We start from the raw sequence: 24,181 nt of genomic DNA, 5'->3' as shown, positions 1-24,181 counted from the left end.
CGGTGAGCATCGCAGCAGTTCATAATGCACCCTCCCTGACGGCGTCGGGGGTGACGGTGGCGTTCGGCGGGTTCAAAGCCCTGACGGATGTGTCACTGAACGTCACTCCTGGCGCCGTGCATGGGCTGATCGGGCCCAACGGCGCGGGCAAAACCACCATGGTCAACGTGCTGACCGGGTATCAGGCCCCCACCACCGGGACCGTTTTGTTGAACGGGCAAAGTGTCGGAGACCAGACGCCCCACGCGCTGCGCCGCGATGGCGTTGCGCGCACGTTCCAGGCGGGGCGGCTTTTCACCGGGCTTGATGTGCTGGACAATCTGGCCGTGACGGGGGTGGGCCTGGGCCATTCCCGCCGCCGCGCCGAGGCCGAGGCGTTGCGCCTGCTGGACTGGATGGGCGCGCCACATCTTGCCGAGCTGCCCGCTGCGGGCCTGCCCTATACCGACGAACGCCGTGTCGGCATCGCCCGGGCGTTGATGTTCCAACCGGATTTCCTGCTGCTGGACGAACCCGCAGCCGGCATGTCCGAACTGGAAGCCGAAGACCTTGCCGCAATCATCCATCGCATCGCGAACGAGATCGGCTGTGGGGTTCTGTTGATCGAACACAATGTCGGGCTGGTTCTGTCGGTCTCGCACCATGTCTACGTGCTGGATGCTGGGCAGATCATCGAAGAGGGCGACAAAGACGTCATCCTTGGCAGTCAGGCTGTGCGCGAAGCCTATCTTGGCGCAGAACACACGGAGGATGCGTAATGTCCAAACTGGGTGTTTTCGACGTTTCCGTGCGCTATGGCAAAGTGCCTGCCCTCACGGATGTGACGCTTCAAGTCGAAGAAGGCGAGCGGGTATTCATTTCAGGGCCGAACGGCGCTGGGAAATCGTCGCTGCTTAACGCGATCTGCGGCGCGGTTGCCACATCTCATGGCCGGATCGAGGCGGATGGCGATCTATTGACCGGCCGCTCACCTGAGGCGATTGCCCGGCTGGGTCTGACGATGGTGCCCGAGGGCCGCGATATCTTTGGCACCCTGACCGTCGAGGAAAACCTGCGGGTCGGCACCGGTCTGCGCCGGGACAAGACCGCTGTCGAGAGCGATATCGAAGAGGTCTATCTGAACTTCCCAATTCTGGGCGAGCGCCGCCATGCCAATGCGGGGGCGCTGTCGGGCGGGCAACAGCAGATGCTGGCGATCGGGCGTGGTCTGATGACCAACCCCAAGCTGATGCTGGTGGATGAACCGTCGCTGGGCCTCGCCCCTAACATCGTCGATCAGGTCTACGAGACGCTCGTGAACCTGCAAAACGAACGCGGTCTTACCCTGATCATTGTCGAACAAAGCTCGGCGCGGGCTGCGCGCGTGGGCGGCCGTATGGTGCTGCTACGAGGCGGCGCGGTTGTCGGCGAAGGGGATGCCGCAGAATTCGCCGAAAGCGACCTGCTTAAGGACGCCTACTTTGGGCAAGACCGTGCAGAGGGGACGTCATGAACGCTATTCCACAACTCTTTTTCGATGCGATGAGCCTTGGCGGCATATATGCCATGGCCGCATTGGGAATCGCGCTGATTTTCGGCGTGATGAACCTGGTGAATTTCGCCCATGGTGAATACATCGCCTTTTGCGTGTTCGCCCTGATCGTGCCCTCGACAGACGCTGTGGCGGTCATGTTCCTGGGCAAGGCCCCCGCGTTCGTGCTGATCCCGTTGCTGCTGATGATAGGCGCCGCTGTGGCGGTGGCATCCGAGTTTTTCGTCTTCAGGCACATGCGCAATGCAACCCCTGTTGCGATGATGATTTCATCCTTTGCGCTGGGATTTGTCATCCAGAATGCCCTGCTGGCCATCTACTCCAGCCGCCCCAAGGCGATCAGTCTTTGGCCGGATCTGAACACGCCCGTCTCGGTGATCGGGGCCTCGGTCCCGTTGCTGCAGATCATCGTCATCCTTGCGACGCTGGTCGTCGTGGTGACGCTGGCGCTGTTGTTGAAGAAGACCCGGATCGGGCTGGAGATGAGAGCCGCAGCCGAGAATTTCACCATGGCGCGCCTTTTGGGCGTGCGGGCAAATGTGGTTATCACCGGAGCCTTTGCCCTGTCGGGCGCGTTGGCGGCAGCCGTGGCCATGATCATGGCCACTCAAACCGGGGTCGCGGACATTCGGATGGGCGGGCAGATCATGTTGGTTGCCTTCATCGCCACTGTCATCGGCGGTCTGGGTAGCTTGCCGGGGGCCGTCGCCGCCGGGTTCTTGATTGGCGCGGCATCGGTGATCCTGCAGGGCTTTCTGCCTCTCGAGGCACGGCCCTTCCGGGATGCGTTTCTCTACACGCTCGTGATCTTCAGCCTGTTGTTGCGGCCGCAAGGCCTGTTCGTGCCGCGTTCGGCAAAACCGAGGGTTTAACACATGGCACAAACACATAAACAAAAGCGCCTAAGCGCATGGTCCACGCCCGTTCTGCTGATCCTTGTCTTGCTGGTGTTCACGTTGCTGATCTCGGTTCTGGGTGACAAATCGCTTGCGCGTATGGCGGCGCAGACGTTGATCCGTGTCACCTTTGTGGTGGGGCTTTGGATATTTGTCGGAAATTCAGGTGTGGTGAGCTTCGGGCATGCCGGGTACATGGCGATCGGTGCCTATTGCTCGGCCTGGCTGACGCTGAAACCGCAGATGAAGGAGCTTTTCCTGCCTGATCTGTGGCCCTTTCTGGCGAATGCTGAATGGCCTGTCTTGCCAGCGGCGATTGCCTCGGGCCTGCTTGCGTCGCTTGTGGCGCTGGTATCCGGCGCGGCCATTTTGCGGCTGACCGGGATTGCGGCCTCGATCGCGACATTTGCCTTTCTGGCGATTGTCTACACGGTCTATTCCAGCTGGGAGGGCGTGACAGGGGCAACCTCGTCGGTTGTCGGTCTGGCGCGGTATTCGGATCAATGGGTGACATTCGGATGGGCTTCGGCAGCCGTTCTGGCCGCGGCCTGGTATGCGAACTCGGCCTCGGGGCTGGCGCTGCGAGCGACGCGCGAAGACGAGGTGGCCGCCTCTGCCAGCGGTATCAACATGTACCGCCACCGACTGCTTGCACTGGTTCTTTCGGCGTTCTTCACGGGGGTCGCGGGCGCGCTTTTCGGTCACTCTTTGGGCGTGCTGAATCCCAATAGTTTTTACCTTGGGGTCACCTTCATCACGCTGGCGATGCTGGTTGTTGGCGGCATCGGAAGCCTCACCGGGGCGGTAACCGGCGTTCTTGTTTTGTCGATCATGATCGAGGGTCTTGTTCGCATGGAACGTGGTGTGGAGATCGGTGAAACCACGCTGGCACTGCCGACCGGGGCCCAGGAAATCATCATCGGGATCGTCATGATCCTGGTTCTCATTCTACGTCCGGCCGGTCTGTCCGGCGGGCGGGAACTTCGTCTGCGAATTGGCGCGCGCTGACCGGACAACAAAACCAAACTGCCGACAGAGGAGACTACAAATGAAACAGCTACTAACTGCGACAACGCTTGTGCTGAGCCTTGGCGCCCCCGCGATGGCCGACGATATCACCATCGGTTTTGCCATTGCCAAATCCGGCTGGTTGCAAGCCTATGACGCACCGGCGGTAGAAGCGGCGCGCATACGCATCGATGAAATCAACGCGGCTGGTGGCCTGTTGGGCAAGCAGATCAAATGGATCGAGGCCGACACCAAAAGCGATCAGGCCCAATCGGCCAGCGCCGGTCTGCAACTGGTCGATGAAGGCGCAGACATGTTGATCGTGTCCTGTGACTATGATTTTGGTGCCCCTGCGGCGTTGGCGGCAGAGGGGGCGGGGCTGAACTCGTTCTTCCTGTGCGCTGAAGACATCAAGGCGGGCATTCAGGGCGTCGGCCCCAACAGTTTCTCGGCCTCGGTTCTGGCTGCGGTTCAGGGCGCGACGGTGGCCGAATGGTCACTCAATTCCCGCGATGCCAAGACCGGCTATGTCCTGCTTGATACGACCATCGAGTACAACAAGGGCATCTGCACCGGCTTTGACTGGATGTTCCCCAAAGCGGGCGGCCAGATCGTCGGCCGGGACACGTTCCTGAATGGAGATGCCTCCATCGCCAGTCAGATCACCCGCATCAAAGGCCTTGCAGCAGAGCCTGACGTGATCATGCTCTGTTCGTACATTCCCGGGGCGGCGTCTGCAGTGCGCCAAATCCGCGCCGCTGGGATCAACTCGACCATCCTGAACGGATCTGCAGTCGATGGGTCCTATTGGCTGGACGCAACGCCTGATTTGTCCAATTTTATCGTGCCGGTTCAAGGTTCGATCTACGGCGATGACACGCGTCCTGCCGTGAACGAATTTCGCGATGCCTTTGAGGCCGCAACAGGCGCTGGCCCGTCCAGCACTTATGTTTATCCCGGCTATCTTCTGATCGACCTCTGGGCCAAAGCGGTCGAACGGGCCGGCACCGTAGAGGCCTCGGCCGTGACTGCTGAACTTGAAAGGATGGACGCAGAGCCCACAGCCTTTGGCCCGCGGAGCTTTTCGGACCAGATTCACCACCAAAACACGGCAGAAATGCAGATCGTCGAAATCACAAACGGTGTGCCAGGTGTGATTGGCAGCTTTACGATCAGCGAACCCGTGCCGCTGGACGTTCTGCTGAAGTGATATACCCGGCGGCATCCCAAATGGGGTGTCGCCATCCACCGGATTCTCCACCTGGCTTGGTCCGCGGACAGCGATCAAGACGGACGGGAGCCTGCCAGTCGAAGCAGCTAGACCGACGTCAGAGAGAGAATATCCATTGCGCCGAGCGGTATTTGATCCGACCTTGGGAAAGCCGGTACGATCGAGTTGATCCGTCAAAATGGTCGATACGGTTAACGCGGATCACTCACTATTTGGGGCAAGATCGTCAGCCTGGTGTTTTGCTCGCGCAGAGAAACGCCCGTCGCCTGTCGAAGGGATGGGCTTGACCTGACCAGAAGCTGAATGATCCTCTGTATTCGAATTGGAGGCTGCGGCCAAATGGGTTTGAAGTGCGCTGAAAAGTTCCTTCTTTGACAGGGGTTTGGGCAGAAAGCCATCCATTCCAGCATCGATACAACGATCAATGTCATCCTTGAATGCACTTGCGCTATGCCCCAAAATGACGGTGTTGGACAACTGTGGCGAACCCGACCTGATCCGCCGCGCGGTTTCATATCCGTCGATACCAGGCATGTTGACGTCCAGCAAAACAAGGTCGAAGCTTTCTTTCCCTAACATAGCAATCGCCTCGTGGCCGCTGCGGGCGGTTTTTGCTGTGTGATTCAACGAAGCAAGGATAATTTTGGCGATTTTCAAGTTGGTTTTGTTATCGTCAACTACCAACACGTGATAAGAGTGCTGATGGCCCGGCGGGTTGGTCGCAAACTCATTGTTGACCAAAAGACCTTGATCCGAAGCTTCTTCCGGTGAAGCAACGTTAAGGCGGAGAGTGAAAAAGAATTTACTACCAGAGCCCGGTTTGCTTTGGACTCTCAGCTCCCCTCCCATGGCGGTGACCAGTTGCTTGCAAATGGCAAGCCCCAGACCACTGCCTTGATACTCGCGGTTGCTCCGATTGTCGACTTGCGAGAACCGCTCGAAAATCGATTGCGTATCCTCTTGTGAGATACCGATGCCGGTATCCTTCACCATAAACTCGACCTCAACGCCCCCTTTTGCGGCGACCTTATGGGCGACACCAAGAGTAATATTTCCTTCCGGAGTGAACTTGATCGCGTTCCCAACCAAATTTGCAAGAACTTGCCGAATTCGGGTTTCATCCCCCAACAACAGGTTTGGGCCTTCAAAGTCTGAAGTCGTTTCCAGTACGACGTTTTTTTTCTTTGCCGCCGTGTCAAACATTCCAAGGATCGAGTTAAGTAACGATCCTATTGAGAACGCTTCGTTTCGGAGTTCGAATTTTCCCTCTTCAAGTTTCGAAACGTCCAGGATGTCATTGATTATGGCTTTCAGTGATTTTCCGGAATCCTGGATCGTTGCGACCAGGTGGCGTTGCTCCTTGGGTAAATCACTTTCCAGCAAAAGTTCCGCAGTCGGTAAAATACCGTTCAAAGGTGTTCTGATTTCATGGCTCATCATGGCAAGGAAGCGCGATTTTGCTTGTGCGGCATGCTGGGCCTCGTCGCGCGAGGCAATGAGTTTTTCCTGGTTTTCCTTGATGGTGAGCCGCATGAAACGAAAGCTGTCAGTCAGCACGCCAATTTCGTCCTGAGAGGCGTGGGGGATGCTGGCATCATAGTTGCCCAGTGACATTTGCTTGGCGGCGGCGGCCAATAACGTCACGCGCCGAACCACCCAACGCTCGAACAGCAATCCAAGCACCAACAGAGAACTGAGGAAAAACAAGGACATCAAGATCGTCAGCGTCCGCACTTGCCGCCTGATCTTGTCCAGCTCGTTCGAGATGTCCGCCCCGACGGTCAATACAGCAAGGGTCTTGCCTTCGAATGCGATTGCCTTGCGCGTACTGATCGTATCATCGCCCTCGATTCCAAGTGTGTCGAAGAGGGGATAAAGCTGTACCCCACCTGCGCCAGTTAGGGTGACTTGACGCCAATTTTCGTTTCGTGCCTTCGTGCTGTCCAAGGTTTCAAATATTGCGCCATACTGGTTTTGTAGAAGATATGAGACCAGGGAATCCGAGAGGATTTCTATTTTACTATCAAGGTTTTGCACCTGCGCTGTAGACATGACGCGCACAATCCGAGGCTCCCAGATCAACGAGAGTCCCGCGACGCAAAGAACCATCGTTCCGGCCAGCAACGCGATGAAGCGCGTGCGGAGCTTGGTCTTTGCGCCGGTGCGTCTGAGCGCGGGAACATGTTGCATGCCGGTCAAACTGCCTCAGTTCTTGTGAAAGAATTTTTCCAGTCCCATGGATTTTAGCTCTTGATAGTCAGAAATGCTGGCTGGCGCTGCTTCGAGGATCGGCACTTGCTCCAGCATCTCGCGCCCATAGCCTGTTTGCCAAAGGGACAAGAACGCGTTCTGGACGGCTGTACGAGCCTCTTGTGGAACCCGAGGGTGCGCTGCAATGGGATGGGGGGCAACCCGCGAGGTCTTGTACAGAACCCGCAGCTGTTCAGATATTTCAATAGGTTGCGATCGGAACGTCCCCATTACGCCGCCCGCTGCTGCAACCTGTTTCAAGATAACGTTCAAATAGGCGGACCCATGGGTCGTCACATAGGCAGGAGTGAAATCGACGCCATGTGAGTTCGTCAGGTCTGCGCGGATCATGAGCGACGCCCCAAGGGCATTCGGAGCCGGAAAGGCAATTTTCTGGCCGTCGATATCCTGCACATCCGTATAAGGGCTGTCGTCGCGCACGACCAAAATACCATAGAGCTCGCGAGCACCGTCCCGGATGATTGGCTGATAATCCTGAGCTTCATTGGCGCGAATCGCGTGATATGGGTTCATGTAGGCAAAGTCGAATTTGCCCTCGATCAGCGCTGCCTCGAATTCCGGTATCGTTGATGTGCCAATGATTTCAATCTGGTGACCACTTCGTCGTTCCACCTCGTTCAGAATCGGGGCCCAGATGCGCGCCAGTTTGCGTGCCTCGAATTGAGGAACGATTCCAAAGGTATATGTCTCGGCCCTGGCGGTGAGGTTGGAGGCCAGAACAATCCCTGCAACCAATGCAAATCGCAAAAAAGCAGGTGCGATGCGTTTCATCCCATGTCCCTTCCTATGTCCGGTCATTTGGGTCCTGCGGGCTCGGATAGGGGCCGGGCCCAGGTGATAGGACAGAGCATCGTGCGAAGGGGTTAAAAGTTTGATACTCGCAAAATTTTTTCGAACGCTTGTTACCTTTGTGGATGAAACTTGGGTTCTGAGACGCAGCAACGGATTGTGTGCTCGGCGTGCGGATGTTTCATCCACGCGGCCCATAAGTCATTAAAATGCGAGATATTTTGTTAACCTTAATCAATCGTTAAGTCTTTTTTTGTTCCGTATGCGCATGCACACTCTTCGCGATAATTAATCGACGAAACTCGCCTTAAAAGGAGCATTTGAATGCCTTTCTTCATGATCGGGACACAAAGATCGGGGTCGAACTTGCTGCGCGTGATGATTAACCAGTCACCGCAGATTGTTGCTCCGCATCCGCCGCATTTCCTGGAACGCCTGGGGCCCCTGTTGCCGGGCTATGGCGATCTGTCGGTGGACCAGAATTTCCTGGCGTTGATTGATGACGTGATTTTGTTGATCAAAACCAACCCGGTCAACTGGGATTTGGGTGCGATCGACCGTCAGCATCTGCTGAAAACCTGCCCGGAACGATCATTGGTGGCGCTGAGTTTTCAGGTTCACGATCTGCTGGCGCAGGCGGTTGGCGCCCGTGACTGGGTGTGTAAATCGCTGGCCAATGTGCACTATGCCGACGAAATCTCGCGGTTTGGCGGCAGGAACGCTAAATTCATCCACCTGCACCGGGATGGCCGGGATGTGGCCGTGTCTTTCCGCAAGGCAATCGTGGGCGAAAAATCAGCCTATCACATCGCCAAACAATGGCAGGAAGAGCAGGACAAGGCTCTGGCATTGCAGAAAAAATTGCCGCAGGATCAGTTCATCTCGGTCCGGTATGCCGATCTGGTGCGAAACCCTCGGGACGAGCTGCAGAAACTGTGTGATTTTATGCAGATCGACTTTCTGGAACAGATGCTGGAGTTCCATAAATCCCGCGAGGCGATTACCACCTCGCAGGCCGGACAGATGTGGAGCAACGTTCAAAAGCCGATCATGTCCGAGAATGTCAGCAAGTTCCTTAGGGAGCTGAGCCTGCTGGATGTCTCGGTATTCGAGGCCGTCGCCGGAGAGGCGCTGACCGCGCTTGGTTATCCGCTGACCAGCAGCTTCCAAGAGGAGAATGAGCGCCTGAAAGCCAAGGCCATGGAGACCGCCGACCCGGTCGACCTGCAACGCCGCAGTGCGCAGGCTCGTGCGTTGGAAGACATCAGAAATCGCCTGAAGGGCGAGCGTCATGTCGCATGACACGGTGACAGCGCCTGACCATGCTCCGTCGTTGTGGCGGCTGTTTGCGATCTTCTTCAAGATCGGCTGCATCGCGTGGGGCGGATACATGGCGCTGGTCTCGGTTGTGCGGGCCGAGGTTGTTGAAAAACAACGGCTTATGTCGGATGACGAGATCATGGAGGGCGTTGCCCTGGCGATGGTCCTGCCGGGCCCTGTGGCGGTGAATGTCGTCGCATTCGTCGGTAACAGGCTGGCCGGAGCCCTGGGGGCGCTGGTCTGTGCGACGGCGGTGATACTGCCGTCGTTTGCCCTGATGATCGGCTTTGCCGTTGCGTTTTTCTCGGTCGAGGATCAATTGATCGCCCAAGCCCTGGTGGCCGGTATCGTGCCCGCGATCGCGGCCATTATTCTGAACGCCGCGCTCAAGATGGGTAAGAACGCCTTGGCCGGCCCCTTGGACTGGGCGATTGCCGCGCTGGCGGCCGCGTTGGTCATCTTTGTGGGGGGCATTCTGATGGTGTTTCTCCTCATTCTCGGGGCGGGGCTGATCGGGATTTTGCGCTATCGATCCTCGATCAACGCCGCCGTCCCCAATCGAGGCACCCCGCAACGGTTTGGCCTGAGTTTCTGGGTCACATCGACGTTTCTTCTGGCCTGTATCCTTTTGTTTTTGAACGCGTCTCAGCTGGCGCCCGCCGGGGCAGTGGCGCAGATGTTTTCCACCTTCTCGGGGATGAGCCTGATCCTGTTTGGTGGTGGATATATCTTCATTCCGATGCTGCAAGAGGCCGTCGTCGGCACCTATGGCTGGCTGGCCGATGACGAGTTCGCGGCAAGTATTGCCCTGGGTCAGGTCACACCTGGTCCGATCCTGATCAGCGCCACTTTTGTAGGCTATAAGGTTGCCGGATTGCTGGGGGCATTTGTCGCGACTGTTGCGATATTCATGCCGCCTGCCTGCCTGATCGTGCTTATGTCAAACCAGATGGACCGTGTCCGCAATTCGACCATGTACCAAGCCGCCCAAAAAAGTATTCGCGTGGCTGTGGTGGGGATGATCACGGCTTCGGGTCTGGCTTTGCTCGGAACGCTCGATTTCAGCGCGCTGACGCCGGGACTGCTGCTGTCTTTGGGGATTTTTGCCGCCTCACTTTTGGCCTTGATCGGCTTCAAGAAGGGTGAAGTCTGGGTGATCGTGATGGCGGGCGCGCTGGCTGCGGTGCCGCTGCTGGTTTGAATGCCCGCTGCGGGCGTAACCTGTGAAAAAGTAAGGCCCCACGGGTGTCCGTGGGGCCTTGCGTTTATTTGGCGCTCCGCTTCGCGGCTTTGGCGACAGCTGTGCGGGCACGGTTTTTCTTGCTATTGGACTTGCCCTTTGGCGGCGGCGGTCCCTTGGGCTTTTGCCCGCCCGGTTTATATCCACCGGCTTTCTGTCCGCCGGCTTTCTGACCGTCCGGCTTACGGCTGGGCTTTTTCGTGCCGCCGGGCACGCGTTTGGCTTCGCCATGGGCGCCGTCGTGATCGCGGCGCTCTTTGTCCCAGCGCGGTTTGGTCGACTGGGCCCGGTCTTCGGGCTTGGGCTTGCGTTTGCGCGGGGTGGGGTCGTCATTCCAGTCGACGGGCCCCGATGCCTTGGCTCTGGACGGGGCGTTACCGTCGCGTTTGCCTTTGAACGGAGGCTTGGGCCCGCGGCTTGGGGCGCGGTCCAGCACCGGAGCTTTGTCCAGTTGCGAGACAACCGCGCCGGGTTCCAGCGTCATGTCAGCGCCCAAACCGTTCAGGAAAGTGTGTACGCTGCTTTCTTTGATCTGAACAAAGGACTGGTCTTGCTGCACGCGGATAGCGCCGACATCGTCGCGCGTCAGGTTGGTACTCTTGCACAGCATCGGCAGCAGGCGGCGCGGCTCGGCGCCGGCATTGCGCCCGCCCGTGACTGCAAACCAGACGCTGGCGCCAAAGTCCTGGCGCGGTGCGGGTTTGGAGTCCAGTTCGGCCAGTTCCTCGGGGGCAGAGCGGACCGACCGATAAAGCCGCAAGTAAGCCGCAGCCAGTTGCTCGGGTGAATAGGCCTCGGCAAGCTTGTCCACGGTTTCGCGTTCGGATTCTTCGGTTGTGGTCTGCCAGGTGGCATCGCCCAACATCCGCTCTTCCTCGCGCTGGCTGACGGCCTCGGCTGACGGCGCAGCGGTCCATTCAGCCTTGACCTTGGCCCAGCTCAGGATGCGGTGGGCCTTTTTCTGGTTGCGCTTGGTCACGATCAAAGCGCTGACGCCCTTGCGTCCGGCGCGGCCTGTCCGGCCCGACCGGTGCAGCATGGTTTCGTGGTTCGAGGGCAGCTCGGCATGGATCACAAGATCCAGCTTGGGCAAGTCGATCCCGCGTGCTGCCACGTCGGTGGCCACACAGACCTGCGCCCGGCCGTCACGCATTGCCTGCAGCGCGTGGGTCCGTTCAGACTGGCTCAGCTCGCCCGACAGGGCCACCACCTGGAAGCCACGGTTAGACAGGCGCGTGGTCAGCCGGTTCACCATGGCGCGGGTGTTGGCGAAAACGATGGCATTGGGCGCGCGGTAATACAGCAGCGTGTTGATGACGGCCTTTTCGGTGTCATGCTCGGCCACGTTCTGCGCGATATATTCGATATCGGCGTGCTGAGTGGTTTCCGACTTGGTGATGACCCGGATCGCGTCTTGCTGATAGTTCTGCGCCAGTTGTGCGATGGAATTGGGCACCGTGGCCGAGAACAGCAGGGTCTGCCGGTCTGCGGGGGCCTCGCCCAGGATGAATTCCAGATCCTCGCGGAAGCCCAGGTCCAGCATCTCGTCCGCTTCGTCCAGCACCACCGCACGCAGCGCCGACAGATCGATCGAGCCGCGCATGATATGGTCGCGCAACCGGCCCGGCGTGGCGACAACGATGTGCGCACCGCGCGCCAGTGCCCGGCGTTCGTCGCGCATGTCCATCCCGCCAACGGTCGAGGCCATGACAGCGCCGGCCTTGGCAAACAGCCAGCTCAGCTCTCGTTTGACCTGCAAGGCCAGTTCACGTGTGGGGGCGATAACCAGGGCCAGAGGGGCCTCGGCCTGGGCAAAGTTTTCGGCATCGGCCAAAAGGGTCGGAGCGATGGCCAGGCCAAAACCCAGCGTCTTGCCGGATCCGGTCTGGGCCGAGACCAGCAGGTCTTTTCCTTGGTATTCGTCGGCCAGAACGGCCTGTTGCACCGGGGTCAGTTTGTCATAACCACGGTCATCGAGTGCGTCACGAAGTGCTTGTTTCACGGGGGAGTTCTTTTCATTGGGGGGTCGCTTGGAATCAAGGACCAGTGCCTGCCCCATGCAGGCCGCACCCTAATGTTTCGCGACGTGAAGAGGCGCGCTTACGGCATCCGCAGGCGTTTGTACAGGCGTTGCGACGGAATTCTTGGCTTTAGGCGCCGCGCGTTAGGGATTCGAGGCCAAATAGGCACGCCAGCTGCCAAAGCCCGAGATATCTGTTGCGGTTTCGGCGGCCGCGCCCTCGCAGATGAACCCGTTCACAATATCGCCCCCCGCCAGAGTGACCGAGCCGATGCCCAGCGGCGCAGGGATCAGCCGCATGAACGATCCGAATTCCGCCAGCGGCATCTGCCAGACTTCAACCGCGATTTCGTGACCTGTGCCGGCTGCAACGCGGATAAGGCCGGGGCGGGGGATGTCGCCGGGCAAGGCATAGAACTGATAGTCCGGCGCGGTGGTCGTGGCTTGCTTCAGAACCGCGCCCCGTTCGGTCAGCTGCGTATTCAGTGGCAGTCCCGCCATATGCGCGCCGCAAACTGCAATGCGGATCATGTCAGGCGTTTGGGCGGCGGGCAGGTCGGCGGGTGTCAGGCTCCAGTCGGTGGCGCCAAGACGGCGCTGGCCCATGGCCTCGATCCGGGTGGCCAATGCTGCCACTGTCGCGTCCTGTCCGGCTGGCGCCAGCAGCGTAACGCTGCCCGGGCGGCCATCGCTGCGGGCTGGCGTCGGCACGGCAATGCCGCACATATCCATCAGGTTCACAAAGTTGGTATAGGTTCCGAAATTGCTGTTGGGCGTCACCGGATCGGCCTCAAGATCTGCAACGGAATAGAAGGTCGGGATCGTCGGCACGCACAGCATATCCAGCCCCGACAAAGCGGGCTCGGCCTGACGGATCAGCTCTTTCAGCCGGTAAATCCCCTTGAAAGCATCCCCAGCAGACAAGCTTTCCCCGGCCGAGATGATCTGGCGCGTCACCGGGAACACGGCGTCCGGGTTGGTTTTCAACAGGTCCTCGATCACGACATAGCGTTCGGCCACCCAAGCGCCATAGTACAGCATTTCAGCCACTGCATAGAGAGGCGAGAAATCAACCTCTTCGATGGTGTACCCCATTGATTTCAAAGTCTGAACCGTATCGTCAAAAGCGGCTTGCTGCACTGTGTCCCCGAAAAACTGGATGGTCTGAGGCGAAGGGATGCCGATGGTCATTTTCGCCGCCGGGCTGGTCAGATCGGGCACGTCAAATTTGCGGGCATAGCTGTCGGCAGGATCGTATGCAGCGGCCGCCTGAAAGGCTGCATAGGCGTCCTCGACCGTCAGCGCGAAAACCGAGATCGTGTCCAGCGACCGGCAGGCGGGCACAAGGCCGGTGGCCGACAAGCTGCCCAAACTGGGTTTCAGCCCCACGATGTTGTTCAGCGCGGCGGGCACGCGGCCCGATCCGGCGGTGTCTGTCCCCAAAGAAAAACTGACAATCCCATGGCCAACGGCAACACCAGACCCACCCGAGGACCCGCCCGGCACGATCTGCGGATCAATCGAATTCAGCGGCGCGCCATAGGGTGTGCGTACGCCCACAAGACCCGTGGCGAACTGATCCAGGTTGGTCTTCCCGATCAACAGCGCGCCCGCTTGAAGCAGCTGATCAACCACAAATGCATCAGCCTCGGCAGTGTATTCATAAGCGGGGCAGGCGGCGGTTGTCGGCTTGCCTGCGGCGTCGATATTGTCCTTGATCGCGAAAGGAACGCCCCAAAGCGGCTTGGACGGGTCAAAATCCCCCAGCGCATTGGCTGCGGCCAGAACCTCGGACTTATCAAACAGATACAAGAAGATATTAGGATCGCCCACCGTCTCGATCTTGGCGAAAACCTGCTCGACGATCTGCGCGGGCGAGGTGCCGGACTGATAGGCCTGATGCAAGGACGAAATGGTCAGCGGAATGTCGGTCACGCGGGACTCTCCTGTCGCAATAATGGGCAAGGGGCCGCAATCGGGCCTGTCGGTCCAGCATCTGGCTTTCGGCGGGATGCCACAAATGCTAAGAATTCACAAAAGCGGTGCATTTTTTGCACCAGTTGGGGGCTCCATGCGACATTTACAGGATTATGCATTCATCGAGGCCGTGATCCGTGCCGGTTCTATCCGGCGGGCTGCCGAGGATATGAATATCACGGCCTCGGCCCTGAACCGCCGGATCAACCGGTTCGAGGACGAGTTCGGATACGAGATTTTTGAACGCTTGCCGCGCGGGGTGCGCCTGAACCCGGCAGGCGAGCTGGTCTTGCACCACATCCGCTCGCAACGCTCGGATTTCGCGCGGCTGCAATCGCAGGTGGCTGATCTGTCCGGGGTGCGGCGGGGGCATGTCTCGATTGCCTGTTCACAGGCGCTGTTGCCCTATTTCCTGCCCGAACAGATCGCAAGGTATCGGGGCGAGCATCCGGGCGTCACCTTTACCGTCAACGCCCGCGACCGGCTGGAGGCTGAACGCGAGCTGTCCACATTCCGCTCTGACATCGCGCTGGTGTTCGAACCGCGTCACCTGGTGGATTTCGAGGTTCTGCTAAGCATTACCCAGCCGATCTGCGTGCTAATGCGCCGCGATCATCCGCTGGCAGGCGAGGGAGAGCTGCGTCTGCGGGACTGCCTGGAACACCCCTATGTGGCGCCGTCTTCGCAATTTGCGGTGCGTGTTTTGCTGGATACTGCGGTGAAACGCACGAATTTCGAGCGTTTATCCCCCATCGCCGAGTCCGAAAGCTTTGATTTCATGCGTCACTATGTGCTGCGGGAAAACGCGCTTTCGTTTCAGTTTCCCGTGGGTCTCAATCTATCCGCGAGCGCTGACTATGTCGTCCGCCCCTTGTCTGATCGCGACGTGGAGCCGGGCAACCTGTTGATGGGACAACTGAAAGGCCGGGCGCTGCCTGTCGCCTCGGCCCGGTTTGTGCAGCAGTTGACCCAGGCCTTGCAGGGGCCATTTGTCTGATCGCCCCCCAATAGCGGTGCAATTTTTGCACCGCTATTGGAAAAAACTAGCATAAGACAGAACCGCTTTGGCCTTTTACGCTCCGAGTCGTCATTCAACCAAAGCGCTCCGGCACCTCTCGCCAGGATCGCTTGGGACCAACAGGAGCGCACATCGTGAAACACAAGACTGCACTAACTCGTCGTCATTTTCTGAATACCACCATGGCCTTTGGGGGCGCTGCGATGGCAGGCTCGATGCTGCCCGGTCAGGCGCAAGCAGCCAAGGACCTGACCGTCGGCTTCATCTATGTGGGGCCCAAGGATGACTTTGGCTATAACCAAGCCCATGCCGAAGGCGCCGCTGCCGTCAAAGCCATGGCAGGCGTCACCGTCGTAGAAGAGGAAAACGTCCCCGAAACCGTCGATGTCCAGAACACGATGGAATCGATGATCAACTTTGACGGGGCCAGCCTGCTGTTCCCGACCTCGTTCGGCTATTTCGACCCCCACGTGCTGGAGATCGCGCCCAAACATCCCGATGTCCGGTTCGAGCACGCCGCTGGCCTGTGGTCCGAGGGCATGCCCACCAATATCGGTAGCTATTTCGGCTATATCGGCATGGGTCAGTATCTGAACGGCATCACCGCCGGGCATGCCTCCAAGTCCAAGAAAATCGGTTTTGTCGCCGCCAAGCCCATTCCGCAGGTCTTGCAGAATATCAACTCGTTCCTGCTGGGCGCACGGTCGGTGGACCCTTCGATTACCTGTCAGGTGATCTTTACCGGCGAATGGTCGCTGGCCGTTAAGGAAGCCGAGGCCACCAACGCCCTGTGTGATCAGGGATGCGACGTCATCACCTGCCATGTGGACGGCCCCAAGGTGGTGATGGAAACCGCAGCCGGGCGCGGCGCCTATGTCTGCGGCTATCACGCGGATCAGTCCCCGCTGGCCCCTGAAAAATATCTGACTGGTGCTGAATGGAACTGGGCCGGGGTCTATACCGAAATGGTGCAAACCGTGTTGGATGGCGGCACCGTAGGTAACTTTGTTCGGGGCGGGCTGTCGGATGGGTTCATCAAGATGTCCCCGCTGGGCCCGGCCGTGTCCGATGCCGCCCGCAACCAGTTCGAGGCCACAAAGGCCGAGATCATGAAAGGTGGATTTTCGGTCTTCAAAGGCCCGCTGAAGGACAATGCTGGCAACGTGATCGCCGCCGTTGGCGAAAGCTTTGTTGAAACCGATATCGCGCTGGAAAGCATGGGCTATCTGGTCGAAGGCGTTATCGGATCGACGAGCTAAGCATGAGCGATATGACGACAGCCGACTCTTCTGGGATGCAGTCCACTTTGGCGAAATGGGTGCCAAGGGCCGAGCCTGTCGTCATCCCGCTGGCAGCCCTGCTTATGGGGCTGCTGGTGTTTTCGGTGTTTTTGCTGTTCGTCGGCAAGTCACCGTTTCAATTCTATGGGCTGATCTACAAGGCGGGGTTCAGCTCGGGGTTTTCGTGGCAAAACACCCTGTCGCGCGTTGCCCCCTTGTTATTCGCGGGTCTTTGCGTGGCTTTACCAGCCCGCCTGGGCCTTGTCGTGATCGGCGGCGAGGGCGCCATCGTTCTGGGCGGTCTGGCTGCGGCGATCCTGGGCGCATTGATGGCCCCGGCGCCTGCGATGTTGGGCTTTGCCGTGATGGTGCTGGGCGCCGCGCTGGCCGGAGGGCTGTGGATCGGCACCGTTGGGTGGCTGCGTTATGCGCGCGGGGTGAACGAGACCATCGCCTCGTTGTTGATGGCCTATATCGCGATTGCGCTGATGAACCACTTGGTCGAAGGCCCGTTCCGCGATCCGGCCAGTTTGAACAAACCTTCGACCCTGCCGCTGCCTGATGCGCTAAGGGTCGGGGACATGCCCATCGGCATCGACGTGCATTGGGGATTCGCCGTGGGTGTGATCGCCTGCATCACCGCGTGGGTGCTGATGGATCGCACCACAATTGGCTTCGCCGCCCGCATCGCCGGCGACAATGTCCGCGCCGCGCAGGTGCAGGGGCTGCCCGTGGGCAAGCTGATCGTTGGCTTCACCGCGCTGGGCGGCGCCATGGCGGGCCTTGCCGGGTTCTTCGAGGTGACGGCCATTCATGGCTCGGCCAATGGCTCGTTGATCTCGGGCTATGGTTATACCGGCATTCTGGTCGCCTTTCTGGCGCGGCATAACCCGTTGGCGATCATCCCGGTCGCTATCCTGCTTGCCGGATTCGAGGCCTCCTCGGGTCTTGTGCAGCGCCGTATGGATTTGCCCGACGCGACCATCCTGGTGATGCAGGGCATCGTGTTCGTTGTCCTGTTGTTCAGCGAAACACTGTACGGAAAATTGGCGATTTTTAATCCGAAAACACCGGAGGAACGCGCATGAGCACCGCCGCAGATATCGGCCTTTGGGGCGTTCCGCTGGCCATCATCGGGGGCGCAATCCGGGTGTCCACGCCGTTCTTGTTCGTGTCGCTTGGCGAATGCCTGACCGAACGCTCGGGGCGCATCAATCTGGGCCTGGAAGGCATCTTGGTGTTCGGCGCCATGTCCGGCTATGCCATTGCGTTTGAAACGGGCTCTGCCTGGATGGGCGTTCTGGCCGCGGCATTGGCCGGCGCCGTTTTCGGCCTGTTTCACGGCTGGATCTGCAAGTTCAAAGGCGTCAATGACATTGCCATCGGGATCGCGTTGATGCTGTTGGGGATGGGCTTGGCCTTTTTCTTTGGCAAACCCTATATCCAGCCCGTCGCGCCCGATTTGCCCGCGTTTTCCCTTGGTTGGTGGTCGGGTATCCCGCAAGTACAGGCCGCATTGCAGGTGAACGCGCTATTCATCATCGGAGCGGCCCTTGCAGTGGGGCTGGCCTGGATGTTCCGGTCCACCCGCGTGGGCCTGACGATCCGCGTTGTGGGCGACAGCACCGATGCGGCCCGCGCCATCGGTCTGAACCCCAATACCGTGCGCTTGCTGGCCACCGCTGCTGGCGGCGCGCTGGCCGGGATCGGCGGCGCCTATCTGTCGCTTTACTACCCCGGAAGCTGGAACGAGGGGGTCAGTTCGGGTCAGGGCCTGATGGCCGTGGCTCTTGTGATTTTCGCCCGCTGGAACCCCATTAATTGTTTCTGGGCGGCGCTGCTGTTTGGCGGGGCCGGGGCCTTGGGTCCGGCGCTGCAATCTGTTGGCGTGACCAGCGGCTACTACCTTTTCTTCGCGGCGCCCTACGTGCTGACGCTGGGTCTGCTTATCCTCACTTCCTCACCGGACAAGGCCATGGACGGCGCCCCCGGCGAGCTGAGCATAACCAAATAGGAGCCACCCTACATGAGCTATATCGACTCGGACCCCTATAACTGGCCCTATAACGGCGACTTGCGGCCTGACAACACGGCGCTGATCATCATCGACATGCAGACGGATTTCTGCGGCAAGGGCGGATATGTGGACGCGATGGGCTATGATCTGTCGCTGACACAGGCGCCGATCAAGCCGATTAAGGCGTTGCTGGCGGATATGCGTGCCAAGGGCTACCACATTATCCACACGCGCGAGGGGCACCGTCCCGACCTGACGGATTTGCCGCCCAATAAACGCTGGCGCAGTCAGCAAATCGGCGCGGGCATTGGCGATGCCGGCCCGTGTGGCAAGATCCTGATCCGGGGCGAGCCGGGCTGGGACATCATCCCCGAGCTGTACCCTATGGACGGCGAGCCGATCATCGACAAGCCGGGCAAGGGCAGCTTTTGCGCCACCGATCTGGAGCTGTTGCTGCGTACGCGGGGCATCGAAAACCTGCTGCTGACCGGGATCACTACAGATGTCTGCGTGCACACCACCATGCGCGAGGCGAACGACCGCGGGTTTGAATGTCTTCTGGTCGAAGATTGCTGCGGGGCCACCGACAAGGGTAACCATGACGCGGCGATCAAGATGGTGAAGATGCAAGGCGGGGTCTTTGGCTCGGTCTCGGACAGCGCGACGCTGATCGCGCAACTGCCATGAGCCACGAACCCGCTTTGCCCACGGGCGCCATCGGGGTCGAGGCCGTGGCGATGACCATGAAATTCGGCGATTTCACTGCATTGGATGACGTCACGCTGAACGTCCGTCCGGGAACGTTTCACGCTTTGCTGGGCGAAAACGGTGCGGGGAAATCCACGCTGGTAAAATGCATCATGGGGTTCTACCACGCCACCCAAGGCGGCCTGTTGGTGGACGGTCAGGAAAAGCGGGTTCGCGACCCGGTTGATGCACAGAAACTGGGCCTTGGGATGGTGTATCAGCACTTCACGCTGGTGCCGTCGTTGACTGGGGCGGAAAACCTGCTGATCAGCCGCGCCGACGCGCCTGCGGTCATCTCCTGGCAAAAAGAGCGCGCAGCCCTGACGGCCTTTCTGGACCAGATGCCATTCAAAGTGCCCCTGGACCGGCCTGTCAGAACGTTGGCGGCCGGGGAAAAGCAGAAGCTGGAGATCCTGAAACAGCTTTATCTGGGCAGCCGGTTTTTGATCCTGGACGAGCCGACCTCGGTTCTGACCCCGGCCGAGGCAGACGAGGTGCTGGGCCACGTTCGGTCGCTGTGCGAGGCCGGGCAAATCTCGGTTCTGATGATCACCCACAAATTCCGCGAGGTGACGCAATTTGCCGATGATGTTTCCGTGCTGCGGCGGGGGCGGTTGGCCGGATCGGGGCGGGTTGCGGACCTGAGCCGGGACGACATGGCCCGCATGATGATGGGTGGCCAACCCCAGGGTCACGACACGCAGCGCACCGAAACGGAAGGTGCTGTTGTACTGTCGCTTGATGGCGCAATGGCGCGCGATCGCAGCGGGTTGAAAGCCATCCAGATCGACGCGTTGCAAGTCAGGGCAGGCGAGATTCTGGGCATTGCAGGCGTCTCTGGTAACGGCCAGACCGAGCTGATGGAAATGCTGACAGGCCAGCGCAAACTGACGGGTGGGGCGATCCGGGTCAAAGACACGGAATTCAAGGCCACTCGGCGCCAGGCAGCAGCTTTGAAGGTGCGCTATCTGCCCGAAGAACCGCTGCAAAATGCCTGTGCACCCTCAATGAGCGTGGCCGAAAACCTGGCCTTTCGTCTGTTCGACAAGGGGCAGGGCGCGCGGCCCAAATTCTGGAAAAACACGCGTCAGATCATGGAAAATGCCCACGACCGGATCGCTGAATTCAAGGTCAAGACAACCTCGCCACACAGCCCGATCTCGGCTTTGTCTGGGGGGAACGTACAGCGCGCGGTGCTGGCGCGCGAACTGACCGGGGACGTGGACTTGCTGATCGTGGCGAACCCGTGTTTCGGGCTGGATTTCGCCGCTGTCGCAGCCATACGCGAGCGGATTGTGACCGCGCGGAACCAGGGGGTGGCCGTATTGCTGATCAGCGAGGATCTGGACGAGATACTGGAGCTGAGCGACAGGATTCTGGTAATGAGCGAGGGAAAGATCGCCTTTGAAACTACTGCCGCAAAGGCCGACACGGCCCAGATCGGCACCTATATGGCAGGGCATGCATGATGGCAGTGATTTCGGCGCAACCTTTTGATTTTACATATGATCCCAAGGCTATTGGGTTGGTGATGATCGACTTTCAGCGCGATTTCATGGAGCCCGGAGGATTTGGTGAAACCTTGGGCAATGACGTTAGCCTGCTGCGGGCAGCAATCCCACCGGCGCAGCGATTGCTACAGGCGTTTCGCGTGGCGGGACTGCCGGTGATCCACACCCGCGAATGTCACAAACCTGACCTGTCCGATCTGCCCGAGGCCAAGCGAAGCCGGGGCAATCCCAGCCTGCGGATCGGGGACGACGGCCCGATGGGGCGCATCCTGATCTCGGGCCAGCCGGGGGCGGACATCATCCCGGAACTCTACCCCGCAGACGGTGAATATGTGATCGACAAACCGGGCAAGGGGGCATTCTATGCGACCGAATTTAGCGAGATTTTGCAGGGCCTTGGCCTGAAGCAACTGATCTTTGCAGGCGTCACCACCGAGGTTTGCGTGCAAACCACCATGCGCGAGGCCAATGACCGCGGCTATGACTGTCTGCTTGCGACGGACGCGACCGAAAGCTATTTTCCAGCCTTCAAGGCTTCGGCGATCCAAATGATCACCGCGCAAGGCGGAATTGTTGGCTGGGCGGCAGATGTGGACACGATCGTCGGAGGTTTGGATGCCGGATAACTATGTCCTTTCGGGTATCCTGGCCCGAGGTTGGGCGGACCTGCCCTTCGAGCCGTTCAAGCCCGGGATAACCATCCATTGGCTAGAGCAGGGCGAACCTGCAATTGCCCTGTTGAAGTACGAACCCGGGGCGCGTGCTCCGCTGCATTTTCACCCCGCAACGGAATCTGTTCTGATCCTGGAGGGCGCGCAATCGGACGCGCATGGAACCTATCATGCAGGGGATTTCGTGTTGAATTTCAAAGGCACGCAGCACGAAGTCTGGAGCGAAAACGGCTGTGTCGCCCTGCTGCAATGGGCCAAGCCGGTACAGTTTCTTTGAAGGGGCATCCAATCCGCTGAATGCCCCTTGGCTGCTCTGCGCCGTGGGTTCAGGTGAAATCAGCGCGCGGCACGACGACTTCGTAGTGCTTGACTTCGGGCGGTTTGGCAAAGAAACCGCCGACCAATCCGCGCCAGTCTTGAAACAGCGGGCCTTCGCGGAAATCGATGGTGTGGTTTTCCAGCGTCTCCCAGCGGATGATGACCTCGTATTCGTCAGGGGCCTCGGTGCATTTTTGCAGATGCAGACCCCGACAGCCCTTGGCTTGGCGGAACACATTGATCGCCTCGGTGACGGCGGCTTCAAATTCGGCACCAGACCCGGGGGTCACGGTTATATGAGCGACTTCGATAATCATAACTAAGCTCCTTCGAAGAAAGGTTTCAGGCGGGCATAGCCGGGTACGTGGATCGAGGTTCCTCCGTCCGAGGCCATGGTCTGACCGGTGATATTGCGCGCCGCGTCCGAGGCCAGAAAGACCACCAGATGCGCGATATCTTCGGGAACTCCCAAGAAGCCAACAGGCGTTTCGCTCAGCACGGCCGAGTGCAACTCGTGCGGCAGGTTTTCAAGCGCGGCCTTGGTGCCGGTCAGGCCGGGCAGGACCGCATTGCAGCGAATGCCCTTGTGGCCGTGGCTGGTGGCAATGGCGCGGGTCATCTGGATCACCGCCGCCTTGGACGACGAATAAGCTGCCTGGATCACATGGCCTTGCAATGCCAGGTTCGAGGCCGTGTTGACGATCGAGCCTCCCCCTTGCGGTGACATGATCCGTAACGCTTCGCGGCAACACAGCATGGTGCCACGGGTATTTACAGCGAATGACCGATCCCAGACCTCGGTGTTCATATTCTCGATATTGCCGTCATTATGGGCCACTTCGGGTGTCAAAAGCGCCGCGTTGTTGTCCAGGAAATCCAGACGGCCATAGGTGTCCATTGTCTTTTCAAACATCGCTTTGATGTCGGATTCGCGTTCCAGATCCATCTGAAAATGAGTGGCTTCACCCCCCGCAGCACGGATGTCAGCCGCTTTCGCCTCGGCAGCATCGTCCGAAATGTCGGCGACCAGAACTTTGGCACCGCTGGCGGCCAGGATCGAGCTGACAGCCCCACCAATTCCACCTGCGCCGCCGGTGACAATGGCGGCTTTGTTCTCTAAATCGTAGTGCATGATGTCTCCGTTTTGCTTGTTTGTGCCGCGGGGGACAGGACCACGCAATTAGGCACATTTGTGTACCTGCAGGGCTGGCGCTTAGGTGGGAAAATTCTGAGCATCCACGATTTCCACAATCAGATCACAGGGGTCCTTGAAGAAGAAAGCGGCCGCAGGAGGGCGCGGATCATCTGGTCCAAGTGTCGGATTCTCTTCGGCAATCATTGGGTCGCCGGGTTTTCGGATGATGCCAATGATCTGAACATCGGGCCGAGCGTGCAGGATGTCCAACGCGCGCTGGCAGTTACCCACCGAAAAACAGGGATGCTTGGTGCCCTGTTCTGCCAGGTCTGTGTTGGGGGCCTGACGATGGGCTGGCACCGGGGTCGATCCTGCCTTTTGAAAGATCTCAAACCGAAAGTCATCGCGGCGCAAAAAAACCAGATGCGTGTCGATGGGGGGGATGTATTTGCGATCCTCGACCACCATCCCAAACACATCACCGTAGAATTCAATCGCGGCCTTGATGTCATTGACCGAGAAACCGACATGATGCCATTTCAGATCGGGAAAGAGCCCCTCAGTCATTGTGCGCCTCTTTCAAGCGGTCGTCATGTCGTTGCTGTTGGCGTGCCAGTTCCGGGTCGTAGCGGCCATCTGTCAGGACGAAAGCCATGCGGCAAATGCGATCGGTGCGGTTGGTCCAGGCGTGAATCGTGCCGCGTTGAACGACGAATTCACCCTCTTCCAGAACGACCTCGGAATCATCCAACAACAGCACGATCTGCCCCTCCAGAACGATGCCGTAATCCACGCTTTCGGTGCGATGCATCAGCGGATGACGTCCGGGGATCACGTGTTCGGCGTTTTCTGCCAGACCTACCGCATCGAACAGCTTGCGTGCGGTGTCCTTGTCAAAGTCCGGGCCGTCCTGGCCCTCGGGCGGGATGTCGACAAAGCGCACGACCACGCCATTTCTGGGCGGTTCGGTGTCGCGATGCAGGTCCGTGGGTTCTGGCTCTGCGGGGGTCACTTCAGCGGGCATCTGGCGGGTGTTCCACAGCTCGTAAAACGCCAGACCGGGCTGGACGTCTGACCGTGTCACATGGGGCGGTTCTCCGTCACTCAGGACAATCGCTTTGCCGGTCTGGTCATGGCCGGTCACCACACGTCTGACGGTTCGTTTTGCCATTGTTCTTCCTGCTTGTCAGAGCGCCCGCAG

23 protein-coding genes are annotated in these 24,181 nt (G+C 59.3%); 15 read left to right on the top strand and 8 right to left on the bottom strand.

Going from position 1 to position 24,181, the window contains the following annotated elements:
• The first annotated feature begins 2 nt into the window (after positions 1-2).
• The 5 genes from ACOQOQ_RS16230 to ACOQOQ_RS16210 are packed head-to-tail and all read left to right on the top strand — an operon-like array spanning position 3 to position 4,645.
• A complete protein-coding gene (locus ACOQOQ_RS16230; RefSeq protein WP_420568014.1) occupies positions 3-758 on the top strand; it encodes an ABC transporter ATP-binding protein in 756 nt (251 codons plus the stop codon).
• On the top strand, positions 758-1,492 hold the full coding sequence (locus tag ACOQOQ_RS16225) for an ABC transporter ATP-binding protein (protein WP_420568013.1): 735 nt from the start codon (positions 758-760) through the stop codon (positions 1,490-1,492). The genes ACOQOQ_RS16230 and ACOQOQ_RS16225 overlap by 1 nt, the downstream gene beginning before the upstream one ends.
• Entirely contained in the window at positions 1,489-2,403 is a 915-nt protein-coding gene (locus ACOQOQ_RS16220) for a branched-chain amino acid ABC transporter permease (RefSeq protein WP_420568012.1), read from the top strand. The genes ACOQOQ_RS16225 and ACOQOQ_RS16220 overlap by 4 nt, the downstream gene beginning before the upstream one ends.
• A 3-nt stretch (positions 2,404-2,406) precedes the next feature.
• On the top strand, positions 2,407-3,435 hold the full coding sequence (locus tag ACOQOQ_RS16215) for a branched-chain amino acid ABC transporter permease (protein ID WP_420568011.1): 1,029 nt from the start codon (positions 2,407-2,409) through the stop codon (positions 3,433-3,435).
• Between the two features lie 40 nt (positions 3,436-3,475).
• Positions 3,476-4,645, top strand: coding sequence for an ABC transporter substrate-binding protein (locus tag ACOQOQ_RS16210; RefSeq protein ID WP_420568010.1), 1,170 nt, complete (start codon positions 3,476-3,478; stop codon positions 4,643-4,645).
• 222 nt (positions 4,646-4,867) lie between these two features.
• On the opposite strand, the gene ACOQOQ_RS16205 is transcribed toward ACOQOQ_RS16210, so the two are convergent.
• Entirely contained in the window at positions 4,868-6,856 is a 1,989-nt protein-coding gene (locus tag ACOQOQ_RS16205; protein ID WP_420569790.1) for an ATP-binding protein, read from the bottom strand.
• A 15-nt stretch (positions 6,857-6,871) separates the two neighbouring features.
• On the bottom strand, positions 6,872-7,708 hold the full coding sequence (locus ACOQOQ_RS16200) for a phosphate/phosphite/phosphonate ABC transporter substrate-binding protein (protein WP_420568009.1): 837 nt from the start codon (positions 7,706-7,708) through the stop codon (positions 6,872-6,874).
• 342 nt (positions 7,709-8,050) lie between these two features.
• Between ACOQOQ_RS16200 and ACOQOQ_RS16195 the strand changes: the two genes are divergently transcribed.
• Entirely contained in the window at positions 8,051-9,028 is a 978-nt protein-coding gene (locus tag ACOQOQ_RS16195; protein WP_420568008.1) for a sulfotransferase family protein, read from the top strand.
• Complete coding sequence (gene chrA / locus ACOQOQ_RS16190) at positions 9,018-10,247, top strand: chromate efflux transporter (protein ID WP_420568007.1); 1,230 nt, start codon at positions 9,018-9,020, stop codon at positions 10,245-10,247. Before ACOQOQ_RS16195 ends, chrA begins: the two co-directional genes overlap by 11 nt.
• A gap of 64 nt (positions 10,248-10,311) precedes the next feature.
• On the opposite strand, the gene ACOQOQ_RS16185 is transcribed toward chrA, so the two are convergent.
• Both ACOQOQ_RS16185 and atzF read right to left on the bottom strand, forming a co-directional pair.
• Positions 10,312-12,288, bottom strand: a complete 1,977-nt coding sequence (locus tag ACOQOQ_RS16185) for a DEAD/DEAH box helicase (protein WP_420568006.1) — start codon at positions 12,286-12,288, stop codon at positions 10,312-10,314.
• Positions 12,289-12,450: 162 nt separating this feature from the next.
• Positions 12,451-14,241 carry an allophanate hydrolase gene (gene atzF / locus ACOQOQ_RS16180; protein WP_420568005.1) on the bottom strand — a complete coding sequence of 597 codons (1,791 nt, stop codon included), beginning with the start codon at positions 14,239-14,241 and terminating at the stop codon, positions 12,451-12,453.
• Positions 14,242-14,377: 136 nt separating this feature from the next.
• Between atzF and ACOQOQ_RS16175 the strand changes: the two genes are divergently transcribed.
• From ACOQOQ_RS16175 to ACOQOQ_RS16140, 8 genes are all read left to right on the top strand, one after another.
• Entirely contained in the window at positions 14,378-15,280 is a 903-nt protein-coding gene (locus ACOQOQ_RS16175; RefSeq protein WP_420568004.1) for a LysR family transcriptional regulator, read from the top strand.
• 155 nt (positions 15,281-15,435) lie between these two features.
• Positions 15,436-16,560, top strand: coding sequence for a BMP family ABC transporter substrate-binding protein (locus ACOQOQ_RS16170; protein WP_420568003.1), 1,125 nt, complete (start codon positions 15,436-15,438; stop codon positions 16,558-16,560).
• Between the two features lie 2 nt (positions 16,561-16,562).
• Entirely contained in the window at positions 16,563-17,669 is a 1,107-nt protein-coding gene (locus ACOQOQ_RS16165) for an ABC transporter permease (protein ID WP_420568002.1), read from the top strand.
• A complete protein-coding gene (locus ACOQOQ_RS16160) occupies positions 17,666-18,595 on the top strand; it encodes an ABC transporter permease (RefSeq protein ID WP_420568001.1) in 930 nt (309 codons plus the stop codon). The genes ACOQOQ_RS16165 and ACOQOQ_RS16160 overlap by 4 nt, the downstream gene beginning before the upstream one ends.
• Positions 18,596-18,607: 12 nt before the next feature.
• Complete coding sequence (locus ACOQOQ_RS16155) at positions 18,608-19,285, top strand: cysteine hydrolase family protein (RefSeq protein WP_420568000.1); 678 nt, start codon at positions 18,608-18,610, stop codon at positions 19,283-19,285.
• Positions 19,282-20,814 (top strand): ABC transporter ATP-binding protein, encoded by a 1,533-nt coding sequence (locus ACOQOQ_RS16150; protein WP_420567999.1) that lies wholly within the window; start codon positions 19,282-19,284, stop codon positions 20,812-20,814. The genes ACOQOQ_RS16155 and ACOQOQ_RS16150 overlap by 4 nt, the downstream gene beginning before the upstream one ends.
• On the top strand, positions 20,814-21,482 hold the full coding sequence (locus tag ACOQOQ_RS16145; protein ID WP_420567998.1) for a cysteine hydrolase family protein: 669 nt from the start codon (positions 20,814-20,816) through the stop codon (positions 21,480-21,482). The genes ACOQOQ_RS16150 and ACOQOQ_RS16145 overlap by 1 nt, the downstream gene beginning before the upstream one ends.
• Positions 21,472-21,804, top strand: coding sequence for a cupin domain-containing protein (locus ACOQOQ_RS16140; protein WP_420567997.1), 333 nt, complete (start codon positions 21,472-21,474; stop codon positions 21,802-21,804). Before ACOQOQ_RS16145 ends, ACOQOQ_RS16140 begins: the two co-directional genes overlap by 11 nt.
• 49 nt (positions 21,805-21,853) lie before the next feature.
• On the opposite strand, the gene ACOQOQ_RS16135 is transcribed toward ACOQOQ_RS16140, so the two are convergent.
• From ACOQOQ_RS16135 to ACOQOQ_RS16120, 4 genes are all read right to left on the bottom strand, one after another.
• Complete coding sequence (locus ACOQOQ_RS16135) at positions 21,854-22,162, bottom strand: antibiotic biosynthesis monooxygenase family protein (protein WP_420567996.1); 309 nt, start codon at positions 22,160-22,162, stop codon at positions 21,854-21,856.
• A gap of 2 nt (positions 22,163-22,164) precedes the next feature.
• Positions 22,165-22,977 carry an SDR family NAD(P)-dependent oxidoreductase gene (locus tag ACOQOQ_RS16130; RefSeq protein WP_420567995.1) on the bottom strand — a complete coding sequence of 271 codons (813 nt, stop codon included), beginning with the start codon at positions 22,975-22,977 and terminating at the stop codon, positions 22,165-22,167.
• 81 nt (positions 22,978-23,058) lie between these two features.
• Positions 23,059-23,547, bottom strand: a complete 489-nt coding sequence (locus ACOQOQ_RS16125; protein WP_420567994.1) for a VOC family protein — start codon at positions 23,545-23,547, stop codon at positions 23,059-23,061.
• The gene (locus ACOQOQ_RS16120) at positions 23,540-24,151 is read right to left on the bottom strand and encodes a cupin domain-containing protein (RefSeq protein WP_420567993.1); all 612 of its coding nucleotides are present in this window, start codon (positions 24,149-24,151) and stop codon (positions 23,540-23,542) included. The genes ACOQOQ_RS16125 and ACOQOQ_RS16120 overlap by 8 nt, the downstream gene beginning before the upstream one ends.
• Positions 24,152-24,181 lie beyond the last annotated feature (30 nt).

Source organism: Thalassovita sp., assembly GCF_965218685.1.
Lineage (GTDB): Bacteria > Pseudomonadota > Alphaproteobacteria > Rhodobacterales > Rhodobacteraceae > Thalassobius.
The sequence above is the reverse complement of the archived record's forward strand: the minus strand, read 5'-3'. Positions and strand labels throughout refer to the sequence as shown.

Coding starts and splice junctions, on each gene's coding strand:
- ACOQOQ_RS16135 (WP_420567996.1), bottom strand. CDS start 22,162: ATGATTATCGAAGTCGCTCATATAACCGTGACCCCCGGGTCTGGTGCC.
- ACOQOQ_RS16210 (WP_420568010.1), top strand. CDS start 3,476: ATGAAACAGCTACTAACTGCGACAACGCTTGTGCTGAGCCTTGGCGCC.
- ACOQOQ_RS16150 (WP_420567999.1), top strand. CDS start 19,282: ATGAGCCACGAACCCGCTTTGCCCACGGGCGCCATCGGGGTCGAGGCC.
- ACOQOQ_RS16175 (WP_420568004.1), top strand. CDS start 14,378: ATGCGACATTTACAGGATTATGCATTCATCGAGGCCGTGATCCGTGCC.
- ACOQOQ_RS16225 (WP_420568013.1), top strand. CDS start 758: ATGTCCAAACTGGGTGTTTTCGACGTTTCCGTGCGCTATGGCAAAGTG.
- ACOQOQ_RS16220 (WP_420568012.1), top strand. CDS start 1,489: ATGAACGCTATTCCACAACTCTTTTTCGATGCGATGAGCCTTGGCGGC.
- ACOQOQ_RS16160 (WP_420568001.1), top strand. CDS start 17,666: ATGAGCACCGCCGCAGATATCGGCCTTTGGGGCGTTCCGCTGGCCATC.
- ACOQOQ_RS16215 (WP_420568011.1), top strand. CDS start 2,407: ATGGCACAAACACATAAACAAAAGCGCCTAAGCGCATGGTCCACGCCC.
- ACOQOQ_RS16200 (WP_420568009.1), bottom strand. CDS start 7,708: ATGAAACGCATCGCACCTGCTTTTTTGCGATTTGCATTGGTTGCAGGG.
- ACOQOQ_RS16120 (WP_420567993.1), bottom strand. CDS start 24,151: ATGGCAAAACGAACCGTCAGACGTGTGGTGACCGGCCATGACCAGACC.
- ACOQOQ_RS16125 (WP_420567994.1), bottom strand. CDS start 23,547: ATGACTGAGGGGCTCTTTCCCGATCTGAAATGGCATCATGTCGGTTTC.
- ACOQOQ_RS16130 (WP_420567995.1), bottom strand. CDS start 22,977: ATGCACTACGATTTAGAGAACAAAGCCGCCATTGTCACCGGCGGCGCA.
- ACOQOQ_RS16165 (WP_420568002.1), top strand. CDS start 16,563: ATGAGCGATATGACGACAGCCGACTCTTCTGGGATGCAGTCCACTTTG.
- ACOQOQ_RS16205 (WP_420569790.1), bottom strand. CDS start 6,856: ATGCAACATGTTCCCGCGCTCAGACGCACCGGCGCAAAGACCAAGCTC.
- ACOQOQ_RS16145 (WP_420567998.1), top strand. CDS start 20,814: ATGGCAGTGATTTCGGCGCAACCTTTTGATTTTACATATGATCCCAAG.
- ACOQOQ_RS16155 (WP_420568000.1), top strand. CDS start 18,608: ATGAGCTATATCGACTCGGACCCCTATAACTGGCCCTATAACGGCGAC.
- ACOQOQ_RS16140 (WP_420567997.1), top strand. CDS start 21,472: ATGCCGGATAACTATGTCCTTTCGGGTATCCTGGCCCGAGGTTGGGCG.
- chrA (WP_420568007.1), top strand. CDS start 9,018: ATGTCGCATGACACGGTGACAGCGCCTGACCATGCTCCGTCGTTGTGG.
- ACOQOQ_RS16195 (WP_420568008.1), top strand. CDS start 8,051: ATGCCTTTCTTCATGATCGGGACACAAAGATCGGGGTCGAACTTGCTG.